This window comes from Marinifilum sp. N1E240 (genome assembly GCF_009295825.1).
GTDB classification, from domain to species: Bacteria; Bacteroidota; Bacteroidia; order Bacteroidales; family Marinifilaceae; genus Marinifilum_A; species Marinifilum_A sediminis.
In genome coordinates this window covers 294,590-318,297 of sequence record NZ_WHKF01000001.1, presented here as the reverse complement: position 1 = coordinate 318,297, position 23,708 = coordinate 294,590, and the positions used below count along the sequence as shown (strand labels likewise).

At 34.0% G+C, this 23,708-nt stretch carries 20 protein-coding genes and 1 tRNA gene; 15 read left to right on the top strand and 6 right to left on the bottom strand.

The window, feature by feature from the left end; translation table 11 throughout:
- Positions 1-42: 42 nt before the first annotated feature.
- Both GCQ56_RS01315 and GCQ56_RS01310 read left to right on the top strand, forming a co-directional pair.
- The gene (locus GCQ56_RS01315; RefSeq protein ID WP_152732588.1) at positions 43-1,059 is read left to right on the top strand and encodes a lysylphosphatidylglycerol synthase transmembrane domain-containing protein; all 1,017 of its coding nucleotides are present in this window, start codon (positions 43-45) and stop codon (positions 1,057-1,059) included.
- 1 nt (position 1,060) lies between these two features.
- Positions 1,061-2,242, top strand: coding sequence for a hypothetical protein (locus tag GCQ56_RS01310; RefSeq protein ID WP_152732587.1), 1,182 nt, complete (start codon positions 1,061-1,063; stop codon positions 2,240-2,242).
- A gap of 53 nt (positions 2,243-2,295) precedes the next feature.
- Here the strand turns inward: GCQ56_RS01310 and recQ are convergent, their stop codons facing one another.
- Positions 2,296-4,473, bottom strand: coding sequence for a DNA helicase RecQ (gene recQ, locus GCQ56_RS01305; RefSeq protein WP_152732586.1), 2,178 nt, complete (start codon positions 4,471-4,473; stop codon positions 2,296-2,298).
- A 261-nt stretch (positions 4,474-4,734) separates the two neighbouring features.
- Between recQ and GCQ56_RS01300 the strand changes: the two genes are divergently transcribed.
- The 8 genes from GCQ56_RS01300 to clpX all read left to right on the top strand — a co-directional run bounded on the left by GCQ56_RS01300 (position 4,735) and on the right by clpX (position 13,858).
- On the top strand, positions 4,735-5,703 hold the full coding sequence (locus GCQ56_RS01300) for an SIS domain-containing protein (protein ID WP_152732585.1): 969 nt from the start codon (positions 4,735-4,737) through the stop codon (positions 5,701-5,703).
- 27 nt (positions 5,704-5,730) lie between these two features.
- Positions 5,731-6,555: a twin-arginine translocase subunit TatC gene (tatC, locus tag GCQ56_RS01295; protein ID WP_152732584.1), complete on the top strand. Its 825-nt coding sequence runs from the start codon at positions 5,731-5,733 to the stop codon at positions 6,553-6,555.
- 122 nt (positions 6,556-6,677) lie between these two features.
- The gene (locus GCQ56_RS01290; RefSeq protein WP_227005962.1) at positions 6,678-9,134 is read left to right on the top strand and encodes a DUF5686 and carboxypeptidase-like regulatory domain-containing protein; all 2,457 of its coding nucleotides are present in this window, start codon (positions 6,678-6,680) and stop codon (positions 9,132-9,134) included.
- Positions 9,135-9,188: 54 nt separating this feature from the next.
- Entirely contained in the window at positions 9,189-9,923 is a 735-nt protein-coding gene (lptB, locus tag GCQ56_RS01285) for an LPS export ABC transporter ATP-binding protein (RefSeq protein ID WP_152732583.1), read from the top strand.
- A gap of 140 nt (positions 9,924-10,063) precedes the next feature.
- A tRNA-Leu gene (locus tag GCQ56_RS01280) sits at positions 10,064-10,145 on the top strand.
- A 236-nt stretch (positions 10,146-10,381) separates the two neighbouring features.
- Positions 10,382-11,731, top strand: a complete 1,350-nt coding sequence (gene tig, locus GCQ56_RS01275; protein WP_152732582.1) for a trigger factor — start codon at positions 10,382-10,384, stop codon at positions 11,729-11,731.
- A gap of 150 nt (positions 11,732-11,881) precedes the next feature.
- Positions 11,882-12,556 (top strand): ATP-dependent Clp endopeptidase proteolytic subunit ClpP, encoded by a 675-nt coding sequence (gene clpP / locus GCQ56_RS01270; RefSeq protein WP_152732581.1) that lies wholly within the window; start codon positions 11,882-11,884, stop codon positions 12,554-12,556.
- Between the two features lie 87 nt (positions 12,557-12,643).
- Positions 12,644-13,858: an ATP-dependent Clp protease ATP-binding subunit ClpX gene (gene clpX, locus GCQ56_RS01265; RefSeq protein ID WP_152732580.1), complete on the top strand. Its 1,215-nt coding sequence runs from the start codon at positions 12,644-12,646 to the stop codon at positions 13,856-13,858.
- A gap of 31 nt (positions 13,859-13,889) precedes the next feature.
- Here clpX and GCQ56_RS01260 read toward each other — a convergent pair whose 3' ends face one another.
- Genes GCQ56_RS01260 through GCQ56_RS01245 form a run of 4 tightly spaced genes read right to left on the bottom strand, consistent with a single transcriptional unit; the run spans position 13,890 to position 17,056 of the window.
- Positions 13,890-14,741 (bottom strand): hypothetical protein, encoded by an 852-nt coding sequence (locus GCQ56_RS01260; RefSeq protein WP_152732579.1) that lies wholly within the window; start codon positions 14,739-14,741, stop codon positions 13,890-13,892.
- Position 14,742: 1 nt separating this feature from the next.
- The gene (locus GCQ56_RS01255) at positions 14,743-15,228 is read right to left on the bottom strand and encodes a dihydrofolate reductase (protein WP_152732578.1); all 486 of its coding nucleotides are present in this window, start codon (positions 15,226-15,228) and stop codon (positions 14,743-14,745) included.
- 11 nt (positions 15,229-15,239) lie between these two features.
- Positions 15,240-16,034 carry a thymidylate synthase gene (locus GCQ56_RS01250; protein ID WP_152732577.1) on the bottom strand — a complete coding sequence of 265 codons (795 nt, stop codon included), beginning with the start codon at positions 16,032-16,034 and terminating at the stop codon, positions 15,240-15,242.
- A gap of 56 nt (positions 16,035-16,090) precedes the next feature.
- Positions 16,091-17,056, bottom strand: coding sequence for a nucleoside recognition domain-containing protein (locus tag GCQ56_RS01245; protein WP_152732576.1), 966 nt, complete (start codon positions 17,054-17,056; stop codon positions 16,091-16,093).
- A gap of 279 nt (positions 17,057-17,335) precedes the next feature.
- Between GCQ56_RS01245 and GCQ56_RS01240 the strand changes: the two genes are divergently transcribed.
- Positions 17,336-18,592, top strand: a complete 1,257-nt coding sequence (locus GCQ56_RS01240; protein WP_152732575.1) for a nucleoside permease — start codon at positions 17,336-17,338, stop codon at positions 18,590-18,592.
- Between the two features lie 57 nt (positions 18,593-18,649).
- On the opposite strand, the gene GCQ56_RS01235 is transcribed toward GCQ56_RS01240, so the two are convergent.
- Positions 18,650-19,252, bottom strand: a complete 603-nt coding sequence (locus GCQ56_RS01235; protein WP_152732574.1) for a bifunctional nuclease family protein — start codon at positions 19,250-19,252, stop codon at positions 18,650-18,652.
- 472 nt (positions 19,253-19,724) lie between these two features.
- Here GCQ56_RS01235 and rplU point away from each other — a divergent pair, with 472 nt between their 5' ends.
- From rplU to GCQ56_RS01215, 4 genes are all read left to right on the top strand, one after another.
- Positions 19,725-20,036, top strand: a complete 312-nt coding sequence (rplU, locus tag GCQ56_RS01230; RefSeq protein ID WP_152732573.1) for a 50S ribosomal protein L21 — start codon at positions 19,725-19,727, stop codon at positions 20,034-20,036.
- A 19-nt stretch (positions 20,037-20,055) separates the two neighbouring features.
- Entirely contained in the window at positions 20,056-20,316 is a 261-nt protein-coding gene (gene rpmA / locus GCQ56_RS01225; protein WP_152732572.1) for a 50S ribosomal protein L27, read from the top strand.
- 117 nt (positions 20,317-20,433) lie between these two features.
- Positions 20,434-21,711, top strand: a complete 1,278-nt coding sequence (gene serS, locus GCQ56_RS01220; RefSeq protein ID WP_152732571.1) for a serine--tRNA ligase — start codon at positions 20,434-20,436, stop codon at positions 21,709-21,711.
- A gap of 144 nt (positions 21,712-21,855) precedes the next feature.
- A complete protein-coding gene (locus GCQ56_RS01215; protein ID WP_152732570.1) occupies positions 21,856-23,673 on the top strand; it encodes a tetratricopeptide repeat protein in 1,818 nt (605 codons plus the stop codon).
- Positions 23,674-23,708 lie beyond the last annotated feature (35 nt).

Below are 23,708 nucleotides of genomic sequence, written 5' to 3'. Positions count from 1 at the left end.
TTAGTTTTTTCTATTAAAATTCTAACATTAAAAATATTAAAATTGAAGAAAAAGCTCGCTAATACTATAAAATTTTTAATCTTCTTTTCAATTAGCTCCGTTCTATTTTGGTTGGTTTATCGCGATCAAAATATTGACGATATTTTAGTTTCAATCAAAAGTGCAAATTTCTATTGGATACTACTGTCTTTATTTTTTGGTTTACTCAGTCATATTAGCAGAACAATTCGCTGGAATTTATTAATTGAACCATTAGGAAAAAAACCAAGAACTGTAAATACATTTTTGGCTGTTATGGTTGGCTATTTTGCCAATTTAGCTTTGCCTCGTATGGGAGAAATTTCACGATGTGGCATCATTAGCAAATATGAAGATATTTCTTTTTCAAAATTGGTTGGAACTGTGGTACTAGAGCGTGTTCTTGATATCATTATGCTATTTGTATTCTTATTAATTGCCTTATCTACTCAATTTTCAGTTATCTCTGATTTTTTTAGCCAAAATCCGAAAGTAAGCGAAAAACTTTCTAATGTATTTGCTTCAGCATACACTTTATATATCATTATTGGAATTAGCTTTTTAATTTGGTTATTGAGAAAGAAATTTAAGCACACTAGCTTTTTCCAAAAGATAGATAAAACTCTAAAGAGCTTCATGGATGGTTTTCGTACTATCAAAAAAATTGAAAATAAGTGGCCATTTGTTCTACATACCGTATTCATATGGATTATGTACTACTTAATGACATACATTTGTTTCTTTAGTTTTGGATTTACATCAAACTTACCAGCATTGGCAGGATTAACTGTATTTGTGATGAGTGCCTTTGGAATGGTTGCTCCGGTACAGGGAGGATTTGGTGCATGGCATTTTATGGTTATTGGAACACTTTTGGTCTATTTACCAGGAGTTACCAACATTGAGAATCTATCAAAGAGTTTTGCTCTTGTTGTTCATGGAGCACAAACTGCAATGATAATTATTGTTGGTGCTTTATCTGTAATTGCACTTCCTATTGCCAATAGAAACCATATCGTAAAAAACAAAGCTCAAGCCTGAAATGGAAACACAATTTCAAATAATCGAGGTTGCTGATGATAAAACTCGAAAAGAGTTTCTTGAACTTCCGGTAAAACTCTATAAAAGTGATACGAATTGGGTTCGTCCTCTAGATTTTGAAATAGAGAATATTTTTGATCCGAAAGAAAATAAAATGTTTCAACACGGAGAGTGTTCTCGATGGATCATTACCAATGGCAGTAACAAAACAATTGGTCGTGTAGCTGCTTTTATCAATCACAAATCGAAAGATGCGAACGACCAACCTACTGGTGGAATGGGTTTTTTCGAATGCATCAACGACAAAAAAGCTGCTTTTGCAATATTTGATCATTGTAAAAAATGGTTAGAAGAGAGAAACATTGAAGCTATGGATGGTCCCATTAATTTTGGCGAAAGACACCAATGGTGGGGACTTCATGTTGAAGGAGATCATAAGCCAGTTTACAATATGCCCTATCATAAAGCATATTATAGGGATTTTTTTGAAGATTATGGTTTTGAAATCTATTTCAAGCAATTCACTTATAAAACTTATTTTTCGCCCGATAGCTTAAGTGACATCATCAAATGGAAAGCGGAGCGATTAAAAGCCAATCCTGACTATTCTGTTTCTCATTTTAATTCAAAAAATTCTAATAAATTCATTAAGGATTTTGTTCATATTTACAATGAGGCCTGGGTTAAAGAAATACCTGGAATTGACGGCATCACCGAATCTCAAACCCAAACATTGTTTGAATCATTAAAACCTATCATGCATGACAGACTCTTGTGGTTTGCCTATCACAAAGGTGAGCCTATTGGTTTTTTTATCATGATTCAAGATTTAAACGAATATTTAAAACACCTAAATGGCAGAATAAATCTATACGGCAAACTAAGGTTTTTATACTATAAATATTTTCAAAAGAATAAAAATGCTATCGGACTTATTTTTGGAGTAGTACCAGAATACCAAAAAAGAGGTATTGAGGCCGCAATGATTTATGAGTTTTCACAATCTGGCTACAATTCAAATTTCCCTTTTAAAACTCTAGAAATGAATTGGATTGGAGATTTTAATCCTAGAATGAGCCACCTGATGAAACACATTGGTGCAGAAATTTACAAAACACACCACACCTATCGAATACTTTTCGATAAAAACAAAAAATTTAAAAGATCTGAGATCATAAAATAAAAAAAAGGTTGCTTGCAGGCAACCTTTTTTAAAATTGATATATCTATTCAAATTTACAATCCATTCTCCGAATGAAAAAGAATTCTCATTAATCGAATATCTTCTTCTGAGTAATCTTCCTCTCCAAGCTCATCAAGTGCCTCTTCGATACAATCAGTTTCAGCTTCATGAAAATAATCCAATATTTCATCCTGCTTATCTTCATCAATCACCTCCTCAACATAGTAATCCAAACTAAGTTTAGTTCCGGAATAAACAATTGCTTCCATTTCTTTCAGCAAATCTTCGTATTCCATTCCTTTAGCCTCTGCAATATCTTCCAAATCCATCTTTCTATCAATACTCTGGATGATATAAACTTTAAATTTTGATTTATCAGCTACAGAACGGACAACCATATCCTGTGGTCTTTCAATTTCATTCTCTTCAACATGCTTAGTGATTAGCCCAACGAAATCTTTACCAAATCGCTTGGCCTTACCTGCTCCCACACCTTGTATATGTCCTAATTCCTCTATAGAAGTAGGATAGTGAATTGCCATCTCTTCTAATGATGGGTCCTGAAAAACAACATATGGAGGAACATTTTTAAGTTTAGCTACTCTTTTTCTTAAATCTTTCAACATCGAAAGCAAAGCATTATCCACTGCAGCTGTTCCACCTCCTTTTGGAGCTTCAGCATCTACACCTTCAAAATCATGATCATCGGTAAGCATAAAAGGATATGGTTTTTCTAAAAATGCATGTCCTTCAGGACGAATTTTTATTACCCCATATTGCTCAATATCCTTCTCTATAAAAGAATTAATTAAAGCTCTTCGAAATACCATATTCCAAAAATGTTGATCCCTCTCTTCGCCAGCTCCATACAACTCTAATAAATCGTGTTTGTATGATTTAATGGCCGAATTTTGTGAGCCGATTAATATATTCACAAGATGATCAACCTTAAAGCGCTCTTTAACCGCCTTAACCAATTGCAGAGCTTTTACAACAAACTCTTCTCCCTGAAATTCTTTCTTAGGATGCAAACAATTGTCGCAATTTCCACAATTTTCCTGCGTATGTTTTTCACCAAAATAATGCAATAAAACAGTTCTTCGGCAAACTGCCGTCTCGGCAAAAGAAACCGTTTCCATCAACAATTGCTTACCAATTTCTTGTTCTGCAACGGGCTTTCCCTGCATAAACTTTTCCAGCTTCTGAATATCTTTATAACTATAGAATGTCAAACATCTTCCCTCTCCACCATCTCTTCCGGCACGTCCGGTTTCCTGATAATATCCTTCAAGACTCTTCGGAATATCGTAGTGAATTACAAAGCGCACATCGGGTTTATCAATACCCATCCCAAAAGCAATAGTAGCAACTACTACATCCACATCTTCCATCAAAAATTTATCCTGATTTCCAGATCTGGTAGACGAATCCATTCCCGCATGGTAAGGGACTGCCTTTATACCATTAACCTGTAAGGTTTCGGCAAGTTCTTCTACTTTCTTTCTGCTCAAACAATAGATTATTCCAGATTTCCCTTGATTTCCCTTAATGAATTTAATAATCTCCTTAGTTGCATTTACTTTAGGAAGTACTTCATAATAAAGGTTTGGACGATTAAAAGATGATTTATAAACCGTTGCTTCCAACATACCCAAATTCTTTTGAATATCATGCTGAACTTTAGGTGTAGCTGTTGCCGTTAACGCAATAATAGGAGCTGCACCAATCTCATTAACAATTGGTCGAATTTTTCTATACTCAGGTCTAAAATCATGCCCCCATTCCGAAATACAGTGAGCTTCATCAACAGCATAAAATGAAATCTTGACCTGCTTTAAGAATTCAATATTGCTCTCTTTGGTTAAAGACTCGGGTGCCACATACAAAAGTTTTGTACGCCCTTCAATAACATCTTCTTTTACTTTTAAAGTAGCTGATTTTGATAAAGATGAATTCAGAAAGTGTGCAATCCCATCATCTTCACCAAAATTTCTCATAGCATCAACCTGATTCTTCATCAATGCGATAAGAGGTGAGATAACGATTGCGGTACCTTCCAAAATTAACGATGGCAACTGATAGCAAAGAGATTTCCCTCCACCTGTTGGCATCAAAACAAATGTATCATTCCCATCTAATATATTTTGAATTACAGATTCCTGACTCCCCTTAAAATTCTCGAATCCAAAATACTTCTTTAAATTAGCTGATAATTCAAAGTCCTTTCCCATACTTTTATTGATATACTTTCCTAAAATTGATATGCGGTCCGCTAAATTAATACAATATTAGTGACCTAAAACTTTAAATGATGAATTTTACCTCACCATCAATCCCCGAATTACAAAAATTAGATACTTTTGTATTTTAAATTTAGATAAACACTTGTACAAATCAAAACATTCGAAGCTTTTAACAGATTTTAACCAAGTCTTGCTATCCGAAGTTTCTGAGTTTGATTAATTTTGTAACAACAATAAAATTAACACATTTTGAAGTCTACGAACGATATAAAACAGATTGCAATACAAACAATCGAAGAGGAAGCAAAATCCATTCATCAATTAAAAGAATACATTGACGGAGATTTTGTTAAAACTGTTGAGTTAATCTTAAACAGCAATGGAAGAGTTGTTTTAACAGGAATTGGCAAAAGTGCAAACATTGCGAATAAAATTGTAGCAACATTAAATTCAACAGGAACACCTGCTCTATTTATGCATGCTGCCGACGCAATTCACGGGGATTTAGGTATGATTCGACCTGATGATATGGTGATTTGCATCTCAAAAAGTGGAAATACTCCAGAAATCAAAGTTTTGGTACCACTCATCAAAAACATGGGAAATAAACTTATTGCAATGGTCTCAGGATTGGATTCATTTTTGGCGAAACAAGCCGATTTTGTATTAAAAGCAGTAGTGGAAAAAGAAGCATGCCCAAATAACCTTGCTCCTACCAACTCCACAACAGCACAACTGGTAATTGGAGACGCTCTTGCTGTATCTCTTCTAGAGTGCAGACAATTTACAGGACAAGATTTTGCAAAATACCATCCTGGTGGCGCTCTCGGCAAAAAATTATATCTACGTGTAAGTGATTTAGTATCGAAGGATAATCCTCCAAAGGTTTCTATTGATGAAAATATCAGACCAATTATTCTTGAAATTTCATCGAAAAGAATGGGTTCAACTGCTGTAGTTAATTCTGATAATGATTTATTAGGTATTATTACTGATGGTGATTTAAGAAGAATGCTGGAGAAAAACGAAGATGTGAGTCACCTTACGGCTAAAGATATTATGACATCAAATCCAAAGACTACCAGTTCTGATGTTTTAGCAATAAATGCATTCCAACTAATGGAAAAATACAACATCACACAATTGGCAGTTGTTGATGAAGGTAAATATATTGGTATGGTTCATCTACATGATATTTTAAAAGAAGGAATTGTTTAATATATTTGCTTTACAAAAAAATCAACTATGTCAGAAAATGAAAAGTCAAAAGAAGAAAACCAAATGAGTTTTCTTGAACATCTTGAAGAATTGCGTTGGCATTTAATGCGTTCTGTTATTGCAGTAATGGTATTTGCAATTGCGGCTTTTGTGTTTTACGATTTCATTTTCAATTATTTGATTTTAGCACCAAAAAATCCAGACTTCTTCACCAATACCATGTTTGCAAAACTAGCAGATATCACTGGTGTAGAAGCCTTAAAAATTAACACAAAACCTTTTCAGGTTATCAATATTAATATGGCAGGACAATTTGCCACGCACATTAGTGTTTCTCTTGTTGCGGGTATAATTGCAAGTTTTCCATATATATTCTACGAGTTTTGGTGCTTCATTAAACCCGCACTTTACTCAAACGAAAAGAAACACGCTCGCGGATCTATATTTTACACCAGTTTTTTATTCGCACTGGGTGTTCTCTTTGGCTATTATGTAATTACCCCACTATCCGTTCACTTCCTAGGATCTTACAGCGTAAGTGACCAGGTTATGAATCAGATAAACCTAAAATCCTACATCTCATCCGTAACTTCAATTGTCTTGGCAAGTGGAGTTATTTTCGAGCTACCTGTACTAATTTTCTTTTTAAGTAAAATAGGCTTGGTATCTCCTGAATTTTTAAGAAAATACAGAAAACATTCTGTTGTAATGATTTTAATTTTGTCAGCTATTATTACACCTCCTGATATATTCAGCCAGGTGCTGGTTTGCATGCCACTAATGTTGCTATACGAGATTGGAATTAGAATTTCAAAGCGTGTTCAAAAAAATCAAGAAGCCGCTCTGGAATAAACTTTTACACAGAAAAATTGTATAACATTTGATAAAATTGTCCGGTAGCTTGCCTATTGGACTATTATACTATAATCATGATGCAGGTAAAAAAAGTTTTTTTCTTTTTAACAATTCTCTTATTGTCAATACAATTTGCTGCTATTGGACAATCTACGAAAATTAGAGGTGTTATTGTCGATTCAAAAACAAATCAGCCATTACCTTTTGTAAATATTGCCTTTAAAGGAACAACCATAGGTACAACCTCAGATTTTGATGGAAATTATTTTCTGGAAACCAGAACTCCATCAGATACATTGCATGTTTCCTTTGTTGGCTACAAAGAACAAGCTTTTAAAATACAAAAAGGTAAATTTCAAACCTTGAATGTAAAATTAGAATCTGAAACTTTCGATTTACAAGAGGTTATTGTTGTTCCAGGAGAAAATCCAGCTCACGTTTTACTACGAAAGATAATTGCAAAAAAGGATAAAAATGATCCTTCTAGATTTAACTCTTATCAGGCTGAGACCTACACAAAAATGGAAATGGACTTGAACAACATCAAAGATGATTTCAAGGACAAGAAAATTATGCGTCAATTCCAATTTGTGTTTGATTACATGGATACCTCCGTTATTACAGGGAAAGCTTATTTACCAGTATTCATAACTGAATCCTTATCAGACTATTACTATCAAGATAAACCAAGAGTTGAGCGAGAAATCATAAAGGCATCTCAAATGTCTGGAATTCAAGACAATGCGAGTCTTGCTCAATTCACCGGTCAATTACATCAAAATATCAACATTTACGACAACTTCATCGATCTATTTAATATGGGATTCGTTAGTCCAATTGCCGATGGAGGTTTAAGATATTACAAATACTATTTAACAGATAGTGCCTACAGAGATGGTAATTGGTGTTATCACATGTCATTTAAGCCTAAAAGAAAACAAGAACCAACCTTTGTTGGCGATTTTTGGGTTGCCGACACAACTTTTGCAATTCAGAATATGCAAATGCGTATTGCCAAAGGTGTTAATTTAAACTGGGTAAAAGATTTAGTAAGCAATAACGAATACCAAAAACTTAATGATACAACTTGGTTTCTAAAAAAACAAAACCTATTTGTAGACTTCATGTTATCCGAGAAAGATTCCACTAAACAAATGGGATTCTTTGGAAGAAAAACCATATCCTACAAGGATGTAAAAGTAAATGTTCCTATTCAGGATGAAATCATTAAACTTGATAACAATGTAATTGTTAATGACGATGCTCTCGTACAACCCAAAGAATATTGGGATGATGCAAGACCTTTTAAATTATCGGAAAGAGAATCGGGCATATATTCCATGGTAGATTCCATACAAAATGTTCCTCTTTATAAAAACATTGTTGATATCGTTACAACGTTCATTACTGGATACTACGTAAAAGGTAAATTCGAATATGGTCCGTATTACAAACTTTACAGTTTCAACGAAATAGAAGGAAACAGATTCATGTTTGGTGGTAGAACATCGAACGATTTCAGTACTAAAATAATGTTGAATGGTCATCTAGCCTACGGAACAAAAGATGAGAAACTGAAATATGGACTTGGTTTCCTTTACATGATTAACAAATTACCTCGAGAAACTTTTGGGGCACAATACAAGCACGATATTCACCAACTTGGTAAAAGTCCTAATGCTTTTACAGAAGGTAACATTTTGGCTTCTTTACTTAAGAGAAATCCAAACAATAAACTCACAATGTTGAACCAATTGGAAACTCATTACGAAAAGGAATGGTTTCAAGGTTTTTCAAACACATTAAAATTTAGATATCGTGATATAAAACCAACAGAATTTGTTCCATTTTTAGATCCGATTGGTAATCCGGTTTCAAGAATTAAAACATCAGAATTAGAGTTAAGAACTCGATGGACTAAGAATGAGAAAGTAGTAATGGGCGAATTCGAAAGAGTTCATTTAGGCGGACCTGTTCCGATTATCAACTTATATCTAACAATGGGAATGAAAAATGTATTGGGTTCAGATTACGATTATCAAAAAATTGATTTAAGCATAGAACATACTTTTGAACTTCCTCCACTTGGGAATTTATATTTTTTGGCATCTGCAGGAAAACTTTTCGGTAAAGTTCCATATCCTCTACTTTCTCTACACGAAGGAAATGAGACTTATGCTTTCGATCCCTATGCATTCAATATGATGAATTACTACGAATTTGCAAGTGATCAGTACGCAAGTTTATTTGTGGAGCATCATTTCAATGGTCTAATTCTAAATAAAATTCCATTATTCAGGAAATTAAAATGGAGAACCGTAGTTTCAGGTAAAGGATTAATTGGGAGCTTGAGTGATAAAAACAATGGTTCACTAGCCAATTCAGACGCTAAAATGTTATTTCCTCAGGGACTTTCCGATGTGAGTGAACCTTATTTTGAAGCAAGTGTTGGTATCGAAAATATTTTCAAATTTATTCGAATTGATGCCATGTGGAGATTAACCCATCTTGATGACAACCCTTATCAGGATTTTGAAGATTTTGGTATCCGAGCCATGCTACAAATCACATTCTAAGGATATCTTTTTTATATTTGCACAATTCCATCAGTTAAAACCAATTGGATTACGATGATATTAAGAGCTGAAAATTTAATTAAACGATACAAAAGCCGTACGGTTGTAAAAGGTGTTTCGGTAAATGTAAAACAAGGAGAAATTGTTGGTTTACTTGGTCCTAATGGAGCTGGTAAAACAACTTCATTTTACATGATTGTTGGTCTAATTCAACCAAATGGAGGAAGAATTTATCTTGACGAAAGAGAAATTACAAACGAACCTGTTTACAAACGTGCTCAGTTAGGGGTAGGATATTTGGCTCAAGAAGCATCTGTTTTTCGAAAACTTAGTGTTGAAGACAACATTCGAGCGGTATTACAAATGTCTGATTTTTCAAAAGAATATCAAGAACAGCGATTAGAAGAGATGTTGAATGAATTCAGCCTACAGAAAATCCGCAAAAGTTTAGGTATTCAGTTATCAGGAGGAGAACGTCGACGTACCGAAATTGCCAGAGCGCTTTCCATTAAGCCAAAATTTATACTTTTAGATGAGCCTTTTGCCGGAGTAGATCCTATTGCTGTAGAAGATATCCAGGATATTGTTCGCCATCTGAAAGATAAAAACATTGGAATTCTAATTACAGACCATAACGTTCAGGAAACACTTTCAATTACCGAAAGAGCATATCTTTTATTCGAAGGAAATATCTTAAAATCGGGTACTGCCGAAGAATTAGCTGCCGATGAAGATGTTAGAAGAGTATATTTAGGTAAGAACTTTGAGTTAAGAAAACCTGTCAAATAAGTTGTTTTCACCAACTTATAAAATATCAAAATGAGTTGACAATTCTCTCTAATAATATTAGTTTGAAAAAATATTATTTTTTTTCTGATTGCTATTGCAAATATTAAAAAACAGCTCTATATTTGCACCGCAATTAACCCGCGGATGTGGCGTAATTGGTAGCCGCGCTAGACTTAGGATCTAGTGCCGTAAGGCGTGGGGGTTCGAGTCCCTTCATCCGCACTACAAAAAAAATAACCTTAAACCGCCCATACTTAGCGATACAAAATGTGTCGATGGTTGAGCGGTTTTTTTTTAATTAGTACCGATTATTAATTAGTATAGTCATTAGTGCAATTTGCTTACAATAACTAACGAATTCTGTATCGGCATTTCAATTTAACATCTTACTGTATTGCTATTAGCTCACAGTAATATTTAAATGATATAATAAGGTTTTATCTTTTAATAGCTAAAAAATGAACATCACAAAAACCAACATTGATGATTTAAACGCTGTAATTAAATTACAGATTGTTAAAGAAGACTATGAAAGTCGTGTAAACGATGTTTTAAAAGACTATCGTAAAAAAGCAAATATCAATGGTTTCCGCCAAGGTAAAGTACCTATGGGTGTGATCAAGAAAATGTATGGTACTCCTGTTTTAGCTGACGAAATTAACAAAATTCTTAGTCAGGAGTTGATGAAGTACATTCGCGAAAATGATTTGAAAATCATGGGCGAGCCTCTTCCAAACGAAACTGAGCAAAAAGAAATCAACTGGGAAAAAGATACTGAATTCGAATTCGCTTTTGATATTGCTTTGACTCCAGAATACACTCTAAACCTAAGCAAAAGAGACAAAATCAACTTCTTCAAAATTAAGGTTGACGAGAAAATGATTGAGAACGGTGTTGAAATGCACGCTCGTCGTTTCGGATCAAACGAACCAGTTGAAGCTGTTGAAGAAAAAGAGCTTTTGAAAGGTAATTATGCACAAGTTGACGCTGAAGGAAACCTTGTAGAAGGTGGAATTACTAGCGACGATGTTGCTATTTCTCTAGAATATATGGCTGATGAAGATTCTAAAAAGAAATTCATCGGAGCTAAAAAAGAGCAAGTAATTGTTTTCAACCCTGCTAAAGCATTTGCAAACAAAACTGATTTAGCTTCAATGCTAAATATCTCTAAAGAAGAAGCTGAAACTTTAGATGCTGACTTCCAATTCACAATTACTGAAATTAACAAATTTGTTAATGCAGAATTGAACCAGGAGTTATTTGATAAAGTATTTGGTGAAGGAACTGTTTCTTCAATGGAAGAATTCCAGAATAAGATTAAAGAAGATATCGAGAAGCAATTGGTTAACGATAGCGACTATAAATTCTTAATCGATGCAAAAGAAAAATTAGTTAAAAAATCGAAAATGACTTTACCTGAAGCATTCTTGAAGCGTTGGATTGTTGCAACGAACAAAGAAATGACTGAAGAGCAAGTTGAAACAGATTTCTCAAACTATGTAAGCGATTTCAAATGGCAGTTAATTAAAAACAGATTAACTGAAGAGAATGAGTTGAAAGTTTCTGAAGAAGAAGTTACAGAATATGCAAAGCAACAAGCTTTAATGCAGTTCCAGCAATACGGAATGAATGACGTACCTGAAGAATACTTGAACAACTACGCTCAACAAATGATGCAAAATCAGGACGAGCAAAGAAAAATCTACGAGCGTAAGCTTGACGATAAAGTAGCTGAGTACTTGAAAGCAACTATCAAGATAGAAGAAAAAGAAGTATCTACTGAAGAATTCAACAAAATGTTTGAATAAGAGGTAGAAGCTCTAAAAATAATCTAAAAACCACGCTTCACAAAGGCGTGGTTTTCTTTTTCCTCCTTTCGTAGGATTTTGTTAAGCCATTCTTTTCAAATGGAGAAATTTTAACTAATTTAGGTCTACGAAATATAAAATCATTCACCTATGGTACCAAAAGACGAATTCCAAAAATTTGCCACACAGCACATGGGCATCAATAGCCTTACTTTAGATAAATATACATCAATCAGTAACAGCTATATCTCTCCTACTATTATAGAGGAAAGACAATTAAATGTTGCATCAATGGATGTTTTCTCTCGTCTGATGATGGATAGAATTATCTTTCTTGGTGTTCCAATTGATGATTACGTTGCCAATATTATTATGGCACAATTACTATTCCTTGAATCAACTGATCCATCGAAAGATATTCAAATTTACTTCAACTCTCCAGGAGGTTCAGTTCATGCAGGTTTAGGTATTTACGATACCATGCAATACATTAAATGTGATGTTGCAACAATTTGTACTGGTATGGCAGCTTCGATGGGAGCAGTATTACTTACAGCAGGAACCAAAGGAAAACGCTCTGCGTTAAAGCACTCTAGAGTTATGATTCACCAACCAATGGGTGGAGCACAAGGACAAGCTTCTGACATTGAAATTACGGCTCGTGAAATCTTAAAATTAAAGAAAGAATTGTATACCATTATTGCAGATCACTCAGGAAATTCTTACGAAAAAGTAGAGAAAAATTCTGACCGTGATTACTGGATGACAGCTATGGAAGCTAAAGAATATGGTATGATTGACGAAGTTCTTACAAGAGTAAAATAGTTAATCTATTAAAAATCAAACCGAACCTAATGCAGAGTTAATCGTAAAATCATTAACTTTGCATTTTTAGTACAATAAATTATACTCATGGATAAATGCTCGTTTTGCGGAAGAGAAAAGAAAGATACTAATCTTCTGATTGCAGGAATCAGTGGTCATATCTGCGATAGCTGTATTGACCAGGCTTACTCAATCGTTCAGGAAGAATTAAAAAATCGAACCGATCTTGACCTAAAAGAGATTCAACTTTTAAAACCGATAGAAATTAAAACTTTTCTTGATCAATATGTAATTGGTCAGGACGAGGCAAAAAAATATCTTTCCGTTGCAGTTTACAATCACTATAAAAGATTACTCCAGGAAAAAGATGACGAGGATATTGAGATTGAAAAATCAAATATTATTCTTGTTGGGGAAACAGGTACAGGTAAAACTCTTTTGGCAAGAACCATTGCTAAGATGTTGCATGTTCCTTTTACCATTGTTGATGCAACAGTATTGACTGAAGCTGGTTATGTAGGTGAAGATATTGAATCGATTTTAACAAGACTTCTTCAAGCTTCGGATTACGATGTTGAAGCAGCTGAAAAAGGAATCGTATTTATTGATGAGATTGACAAAATCGCTCGTAAGAGCGACAATCCCTCAATTACACGAGATGTATCAGGAGAAGGTGTTCAACAAGGATTATTAAAACTTTTGGAAGGATCAATTGTAAATGTTCCACCTCAGGGAGGAAGAAAGCATCCTGATCAGAAAATGATTCCAGTAAACACGAAGAACATTCTATTCGTATGTGGTGGTGCTTTTGATGGTATTCAAAGAAAGATTGCTCAACGAATGAATACTCAGGTAGTAGGATTTAATGCAAGCAAAGAAAAAGAACAGGTTGACCAGGAAAATTTCTTACAATACATTGCTCCTCAGGATTTAAAATCTTTTGGACTAATACCAGAAATTATTGGTCGTTTGCCGGTATTAACTTACTTAGAGCCATTGAATAGAAATGCGTTAAGAAATATCTTAACCGAACCTAAGAATTCAATTGTAAAGCAATACACCAAGTTATTCAAGATTGATGATATTGATCTTACTTTTGAAGAAAGTGCTTTAGAGTATATTGTAGATAAAGCAGTAGAATTTAAATTAGGAGCTCGAGGTTTGCGCTCCATTTGTGAAGCTATAATGATGGATGCTATGTTTGAACTTCCTTCGGGAGAACAAAAACAAATCTCTATCAATAAAAAATATGCAAGCGAGAAACTTGAAAAAGTAAATCTGAAACGCTTAAAAGTCGCATAAAAAAAGACCGGATTTAAATCCGGTCTTTTTTTTATAAGGTAAAATGTAAAGTTACATCCTGGGAATTTACAGATACATTTCCATTGCAATCATCAAAGGTATCTCCTCCTCCAAAATCAACATCACCTTCTCCTACATCGGTAAGCACAAAAGTAGCATCTCCACCAATAATATTCTTACATGAATATGCATAGGTTAATTTGCTATCGCTAACTAAGGAAAATGTAGTTCCATTTGGGTGTATTCCAGATAAGCTTGTTGTAAATTCAAAAATATCATCTACATAATCAACATCCAGCTCTTCACTTTTAATATAGGTATAAGCACTGCTCATTTCCGAAATTTCAAACGTGGATTTCTCATCATTTGAATCTGTATAAACAAATGAGGCATCATCGAATGACATTGTAAAATCTTCACCTGCCACATCAACAATTTGTAGATTCATTACTCCACTTATATCAAAACCTTTAGAATAAAATTCTGAAAATCGAACTTCAAAATTAGTAAGACTTGCATCCGAAGGATCTACAATCATTTTTCCTCTAAAACTTCCACCATTAGAAGTACAGCTAGTTTTTCCATAATCTATTACAATAGAGTCAATCTCTGTTTCATCTGCATTTCTGTAAATCAAAGCTTCAACACAATCCGGAATTTCATCTGTAATAGTATCTTTATTAGTATCAAGATTATTAAAAACTACGGCATTTACATCCATAGTAATATCACTAGTGATGTTTTGAATCTGCAAAGTAAATTCCAATGGATCCGAAAAAACACTATCTATAACATCTTCCGGATCGGAACCTGTTGAACAAGAATTAAACAATCCCAATCCAAGCAAAACAAATAATATTGCTGTTAAAAATTTTAAATTCATTCTATCTTCTTTTGTAATCTATAAAGGAATATGGATATTCATTTTTTTCATCTGGCAAACAGTCTTTTCTGTCTACAGATTCCCATGTCTCATTTTTTATTTCAGGAAAGTAAGTGTCTCCTTCAAACTCAGCATGAACAAGTGTTAAAAACAATTCATCAGCTTTATCAATTGCCTCTTTATATATTGTTCCACCTCCAATAATAAATACTTTTTCATCATTGGTTACAGCTTGCAAAGCTTCTTCTAAGGAATGTACAACAATACAGCCTTCCATTTTGTAATCTTCTTGTTTAGTAATGATAATAGACGTACGATTTGGCAATGGCTTACCTATGGAGTCGAAAGTTTTTCGTCCCATAATAATGGTATGACCTGTTGTTAAGGCTTTAAATCTTTTTAAATCTGCAGATAATCTCCAAATTAGTTGGTTATCTCTCCCAATAACATTGTTACGAGAAGCTGCTACTATTATTGATAATTTCATGATTTACGAATTTAAACAGATATCGCACCTTTTATATGTGGATGCGGATCATAGTTTTCCAAGGAAAAATCCTCGAATTTAAAATCAAAAATACTTTTCACATCAGGATTAATTTTTAAAACCGGCAAGTCTCTTGGCTCCCTGGTTAATTGCAGTTTAACCTGATCTAAATGATTGCTATATATGTGAGAATCGCCCAAAGTATGAACAAATTCTCCAGCTTCTAAACCACAAACCTGAGCCATCATCATTGTAAGTAAGGCATAAGATGCAATATTAAAAGGAACACCCAAAAAGATATCTGCACTACGCTGATACAACTGACATGACAATTTCCCTTTCGCTACATAAAACTGAAATAAAGCATGACACGGAGGCAAAGCCATATTTTCAATATCACCAGCATTCCATGCACTCACTATCAAGCGACGGGAATCCGGGTTGTTTTTGATATCATTTACCACTTGTGTAATTTGGTCTAATGATTCTCCATTTGATTTTGGCCAGGATCGCCATTGATATCCATAAACATGTCCCAATTCACCATTTTCATCAGCCCATTCATTCCAAATACGAACACCATTATCTTGCAAATATTTTACATTGGTATCTCCATTTAAAAACCATAACAATTCGTGAATAATTGATTTTAAATGAAGCTTTTTTGTGGTGATAGCCGGAAATCCCTTTGATAAATCAAACCGCATTTGGTGTCCAAATACACTTATCGTTCCGGTCCCGGTTCTGTCTTCTTTCTTATTCCCTTCTTCGAGAACTCTTTCCAATAATTGAAGATATTGTTGCATAATCTTGTACTTCGAAAATTTTAATTTTTAAAGATACATCATTTACCAAATAGTATCTAAATTTTGCTCTTAAACTTACTTCTCACAAGTAATTCTAATCTTCTTAACCAAACCACAACAATTCCTAAAATTATTCGTGGTATAATCATCCATCCCAATGGAACTCCAATTGCTGCAAATAGCAAGGGATCCTCCAACTGAGAATGAGAAACAGCAATATGATGGTTCAATAAATCTGCATCCTCCTTTTTCATTTTTCCCTCTTCTACCTGCTCCATAATTATTGCGGCACCATAAGCCAAACCTAAGGTATTGGCAACAATCCAGGAAAAAGAAGTAGATTCTGGTAATCCCATTAGCGCTTGTAATGGTTTTAAAAATCTAGATATCCATTTAATCACACCAAATAATTCCAGTAATTTCTGAAATATCATTAACAAACTGATAAGAATAACCACTTTAATAACTAATAGTAAAGTGGATTGAAGCCAAACTGTTAACATTACAAAAAATGATTCTTGCTGCAAAACTATAGAGTTTACAATCTGAGTTGTATCTGCTGGTAAGACTTGATTCAAAATGGCTCCAATCGCGAAACTTCCAAGCAAGCGAAGTAAAATCATTCGAATTACCGATGATCCAGTTTTTTTTAGCACCGCCGTCTCAATAATAAAACCATGAGCAACCAAACACATTACGGCAAGAATAGTAACAACTCTGCCTTCCAATTCTAAACTCGTAATCACCGCAATAGCTGTATAGATATTCGTAAATATACTTGTTAGCAGTATAAAAGCAGATTCTCCTGGTAAACCAATCAATTTAAAAGCAGGTGATACATAGGAAGAAACCAAAGCCAAAATACCAGTGTAATTTAATATCATCACAACAAATGAAACCGGAATCATGATACTTAACAACCATTTTATAGTTTCGAAAGCCTTTGGTAAAGCCAATTTAATGGATTCACGTATTTTATTCTTTATCGATGATTCTACTTTTATTGTTTGTCGTACACTCATACTACCTTGTTATTGAGGCAGCAAAACTACCAATTTTTGAAAGGAAAATTTCATTAAACTATAATCTTAACACATTTTAAATATTTGCATTGATATGTTAGATTGCAGAGCTTTTAAAATTCCCCTTTATCCTTTGGTCTTTTTTTGTTAGATTTGAGACTTTTGAAATTCATATCATTACAGTTAAATGTAAAATGGAATTTTAAACACCACTACTAGAACAACCAAACCATTTATTAAGCAAAGCAATTACTAATCTAATTTTTTAAACAAGAAATTATGGGACTTAAAGGTCGATTGACACTATTAAATTTCCTTCAGTTTTTCATCTGGGGAGCCTGGTTAATTACCATTGCAAATTATTGGTTTGACACAAAAACCTGGTCGCCAACAGAATTTGGTGCCGTTTTCTCAACAATGGGGATTGCATCCTTATTTATGCCAACGCTAACCGGTATTATTGCCGACAGATGGATGAATGCTGAAAGATTATATGGTGTTCTTCATTTATTGGGAGGTTTTGCATTATTGTACTTACCACAAATTGAGACTTCAACAATGTTCATTTCTGTGATACTGCTTGCCATGATCTGTTACATGCCAACGATCGCCTTAATGAATACGATATCTTATACTGTATTAAAAAATAACAATTACGATGTAATTAAAGTGTTCCCACCAATTCGTGTTTGGGGAACTATTGGTTTCATTGCTGCTATGTGGGTAACCAATCTAACAGGTTCAAAAGCAACTGTTAATCAGTTCTACATTGCAGCAGCAGCATCATTTATACTGGCAGCATATTCATTTACAATGCCTCAATGTAAACCACAAAACAAAGGACAAAAAGATGCTCCTCTAATTGAAACTCTAGGATTGAATGCCTTTAAGTTATTTAAGAACTACAAGATGGCTTTGTTTTTCATCTTCTCTATGTTTTTGGGAGCAGCCTTACAATTAACCAACATGTATGGTGATGTTTTCTTAGACAGCTTTAAACATGTTGACCAATATGCCGATTCTTTTGTCGTAAAATATTCGACAATTATCATGTCTATTTCTCAGATTTCTGAAACACTTTTCATTCTTGCGATTCCTTTCTTCCTAAAGAGATTTGGTATTAAGAAAGTGATGTTGATTAGTATGGTTGCTTGGGTGCTTCGTTTTGCCTTATTCGCTTATGGAGATCCTGCAGGAGGATTGTGGATGATTATCCTATCGTGTATAATATATGGTATGGCATTCGATTTCTTTAACATTTCAGGTTCACTTTTTGTAGAAACTCAGTGCGATTCAAGTATTCGTGCAAGTGCTCAGGGATTATTCATGATGATGACCAATGGTTTTGGTGCAATTATGGGCTCTTGGGTTAGTGGACTTATTATCGAATTATTCTTTACTGATAACAATGAGAATTTTATTTGGAAGGACATCTGGAATACCTTCGCTATTTATTCATTAATTATTGCCATTTTCTTTGCAATCCTGTTTAAACACAAGCACGATCCAAAGCAAGTTGAAAATATAGCTCACTAGCACATATAAAAAAAGCAGGCTTAAGCCTGCTTTTTTTATATCTATTTTTAGAAAACTCTACTTTTCTCTTTTATCCAATTCATCTCTTATTAAAGATGCCTTTTCGTAATCTTCATCCTTAATTGCATCCTCAAGCATTCCTTGTAATTGCGCCAACGAATAATCGGTAAACTCATTACTTGTTGGTGTTTCAACAGGATCAACTATTGGAGCCGAAATTGTTGGTTCCTGAGCATCTCCTTCAATACTTAAAACAATACCAGCCTTTTCAATAATTTCGTCGGTTGTAAATATCGGACATTTAAATCGAAGAGCAATGGCAACTGCATCTGAAGTTCTGGAATCGATTCTTATACGATTTGCTCCTGATTCATTTTCGCAAATCAACTCAGAATAAAAAATACCTTCTTCTAATCTGTATATATTCACCTCAACCACGTTCACAGTAAAAGCTTCAGCAAAACTTTTAAATAAATCATGTGTTAATGGTCGTGGAGGATCTAATTCTTCTAATTGAATGGCAATTGATTGAGCTTCGACACCTCCTATTATTATAGGAATTCGTCGATCACCTTCTTCCTCCGATAAAACCAATGCATAAGCACCTGTTTGTGTCTGACTATAAGACAGTCCTAGAACGTTTAGCTTTATCTTACCCATAAATATTATTTCATTTTTCGAATTACAGAAGCAAATATAAGAATTGTTTGCAAGCTTTTAACAATAAACCTAAACAAGCAAATCTAAATTAAATTTACCTATTCGATGAAGTAAATCCTTCCAGTAAAAATTCTATTTGTTAAAAAACACTAGCTGCTTAACCAATAAATTTCACACTTAATCACCTCTTTTTAGATACTTATATGAAGATACATATTAAAGGCAAAACAATCCAAACCAATTTCCCTAAACTTTATATATTTGTCTTAAAATGAATGAAAATTGATAATCCTTCATACTAAAGAAGAAAAAGTACTGTGAAATAGTCTTTTCTATCCTTAAAACTTTGTTTATCAATTATTCTTTTTTATTTTTGCAGTCCGAAAATTAAATTTCTTCGGGGGTTCACCAAGAGGAATATCTTGATAAACAAGGCGCCCACCCCCTGGAACAAACCGTAAAATTGGAAAAAATGTACGCAATTGTAGAAATCGCGGGTCAGCAGTTCAAAGTTGAGAAAGACCAGAAGATTTTCGTTCACAGATTGGAAGCCGAAGAAGGTGGACAAGTTGAGTTCGCTAAAGTTCTTTTAGTTGACAATGCTGGTGAAGTTGTAGTTGGTGCTCCAGCAATCGAAGGAGCTAAAGTTACTGCTAAAGTGTTATCACACATGAAAGGTGATAAGGTAAAAGTATTCAAGAAGAAAAGAAGAAAAGGATACAAAAAACTGAACGGACACCGTCAGTACCTATCACAAATTCAAATTGAAGAAATTGTTGCTTAATCCTTAAAAATATTACAAAATGGCACATAAAAAAGGAGTCGGTAGTTCGAAGAACGGTAGAGAATCGGAAAGTAAACGATTAGGAGTTAAAATTTACGGTGGACAATTTGCACAAGCCGGAAATATTCTTGTACGTCAAAGAGGAACTAAGCATAACCCAGGTGAGAACGTAGGTTGTGGTAAAGATCACACATTGTTCGCTCTTGTTGACGGGACTGTTGTTTTCAGAAAGAAAAAAGACAACAGATCATACGTTTCTATTGAACCTATTGCTGAATAGTTAAATCAGTATTAAAATATTTGAATCTCCTGCTTTATCATCGTGTAAAGACAGGAGATTTTTTTATTTTTACAGTTCATAAAAAAATTAGGAATAATCATCAACAAAAGATAATAGATGCTAGGCCTTAAATACTTACAGGAAAATCAGGAAGAAGCCATTAAGGCTTTAAAAATTAAGAACTTCGATGCTACTGAAATTATCAGTCAAATTGTAAGTCTTGATGAGAAAAGAAAAGCAACTCAAGCGCAACAAGATGCTGCTCAAGCAGAAATGAACAGCTTGTCGAAAGAAATAGGTATGCTTTTTAAAAGTGGAAAAGCTGAAGAGGCGAATGCTGCAAAAGAAAAAACTGGTGAATTGAAAAATTCAATTTCCGAGCTGAGTACTTCTCAAAATTCGATTCTGGCTGAATTGAATGATTTGTTGCTTCAAATCCCAAATATTCCTCATCCATCGGTTCCTGCAGGAAAAGGCGAAGAAGAAAATGTAATTGAAAAAACCATCGGAGAAGCTCCTCAATTGACTCCTGATGCAATTCCTCACTGGGAATTGGCGAAAAAATACAACCTAATCGATTTTGAATTGGGTAACAAAATTACCGGAGCAGGTTTTCCTTTGTACCGCGGAAAAGGTGCTATTCTTCAAAGAGCCCTTATCAATTTCTTTTTGGATGAAAACCGAAAAGCAGGCTACGAAGAAGTTATTCCTCCATTGGTGGTTAACGAAAATTCGGGTTACGGTACAGGTCAGCTTCCTGACAAAGAAGGACAAATGTATCACATTACTGAAGATAATTTGTATTTGATTCCAACTGCTGAGGTACCAGTAACCAACATTTACCGTGATGTTATTTTAAAAGGTGAAGATTTCCCTGTGAAAAACACTGCTTATTCTGCATGCTTTAGAAGAGAAGCAGGATCATATGGTAAAGATGTTCGTGGTTTGAATCGCTTGCACCAATTCGACAAAGTAGAAATTGTTCAATTACAGCATCCTGATAAATCATACGAAGCACTTGAAGGCATGGTGAATCATGTTGAGAGCATTATCCAAAAATTAGAATTGCCATATCGTTTGCTTCGCCTATGTGGTGGTGATACTAGTTTTACTGCAGCACTTACTTTCGATTTTGAAGTATTTTCTGCTGCTCAAGACAAATGGCTTGAGGTTAGTTCTGTTTCAAACTTTGAAGCCTACCAGGCAAATCGCTTGAAATTAAGATTCAAGGATAAAGACATGAAAAAGCCACAGTTAGCACATACACTAAATGGTAGTGCATTGGCATTGCCAAGAATTGTTGCTGCTTTACTTGAAAATCATCAAACTCCTGAAGGAATTAAAATTCCAAAAGCATTAGTTCCTTACACTGGATTTGATATCATTAGCGAATAAAAAACAGATTTAGAATAGAAAATTATCTGTTCTTAAAATATTTATGGAAGCCCGAGCATAAACAAGCCGGGCTTTTTTTTTTATTTTTATACTTTATTCTTTGTCTGCAGACAACTTAGTAGTACTCATTTAACAAATGCAATTTTGAAAAATTATCTGATTGGCATATTCTTACTATTCCTTACAATAGGAACGACTCCTTCTTATAGTCAACAAAATATACAATCGGGTAGTCAGTTGGCTTTTAAATATTTTAGAGATAGAGAATACAAACCAGCCTCTTCTCTATTCTACAACTTGTATGATGCCACTAAATCGAAAACTTATTTCAATTACTACATTGAATGCTTAATACAGCTAGATGAATTTAAGGATGCCGAAAGCTATGCAAAAAAGCAAATCAAGAGAAACCCGAATGATAAAGTATTTCTAATTACTTTAGGATATGTGTATAAACAGTGGCAACAAGAAGAAAAATCAATCGCGCAATACAATAAGGCAATAGACAAATTAAAGCCAGTTAAAGCGGATATTACAAGCGTTGCAGGCGCTTTTATCACAAAACGAGAATACGATCTGGCAGCAAAAACCTATATGCGAGGAAGGGAATTACTGAAGGAACCTCACCTTTATCATATCGAAATGGCAAATGTTTATTTGTATCAAAGAAATTTCGAAAAAATGGTAGAAGAATATCTCATTGCAATTTCAATTGATCCAAGTAAAATAAATACAGTTCAAAACCGCTTACAATCTGCCCTTTTTCAGGATATTGATTCAAGTTTAGATCCTATTTTAAAAAATCAGCTATTAGCAAAAATCCAAAACGAACCTGAGAACATTGCTTTTAAAGAATTGCTACAGTGGTACTTTATGCAGAAAAAACAATTTCGTCCTGCTTTTGCACAAGCCAGATCCATCGATTTGATAAAAAAAGAAGATGGTTATCGCTTGATGGGTTTGGCATTATCTGCCCGAAGCAATAAAGATTACGAAACTGCAATTAAGTGCTATCAATTAGTATTAGATAAAGGTGCTGAGCAAGGAAATTATTTAAAGGCTCAAATTGAGATCCTGGAAACCCAATATTTATTGTTACTGGAAAAAGAAAATGCTAATCTTGAAGATTGGAAAAAGATTTCAAATTCATACTCAGAATTCTTTCAACAAGGACAAAAACAAGCTTTGTTATCTCAGGCTATTATTCGTCATGCTACTATTTTATCAATGCATTTGAATAAACCTATTGAAGCTATTGAAATTCTAGAAAAAGCATTGAAAGTGAAAAGCATGCATCCTCAGAACATTTCAAAGCTAAAATTAGAATTGGCTAATATCAAATTATTTGCCAATGAAAAATGGGATGCTATTCTACTCTATTCGCAAATTGAAAAAGCTAATAAAAACAATTCTATTGGTTTTGAGGCAAAATTTAGAAAAGCTCAAGTTTCCTATTACATGGGAGAATTGGATTGGGCTAAGGCTCAGCTTGATGCTTTAAAAGGAAGTACTTCGAAATTAATTGCCAACGATGCCATTGCTCTCTCTCAACTTATTAGTGATAATACAACTCTGGATACCAGTTATACTGCCATGAAAAAATATGCTGAGGCAGAGTTTTTATTGTATCAAAAAAAGGAAGAAGAAGCCATTCAAAAACTTGATGATTTAATCATGAATCATCCTTCACACTCACTAATAGATGAAGTTTACTATAAAAAATATGAAATTTATAATAGTAGAAATGAGCGTGATAAAGCTCTGGAAAACCTGGAAAAGGTAATTATTGATCATCCTTGGGATTCCTTAGCCGATAAAGCCTTGCTTAAAAAAGGAATACTTTACGAGGAGCAAAACAATTCCGACTTAGCAATTGAGTGTTTTAAAAGTATTATTACCGATTATCCTGATAGTATTTTTTCGGTAGAAGCCAGACAAAGATTGAATTCTCTTCGGAAATAGTTTCGAGCCATAACACCATCATTTTTTAATACCTT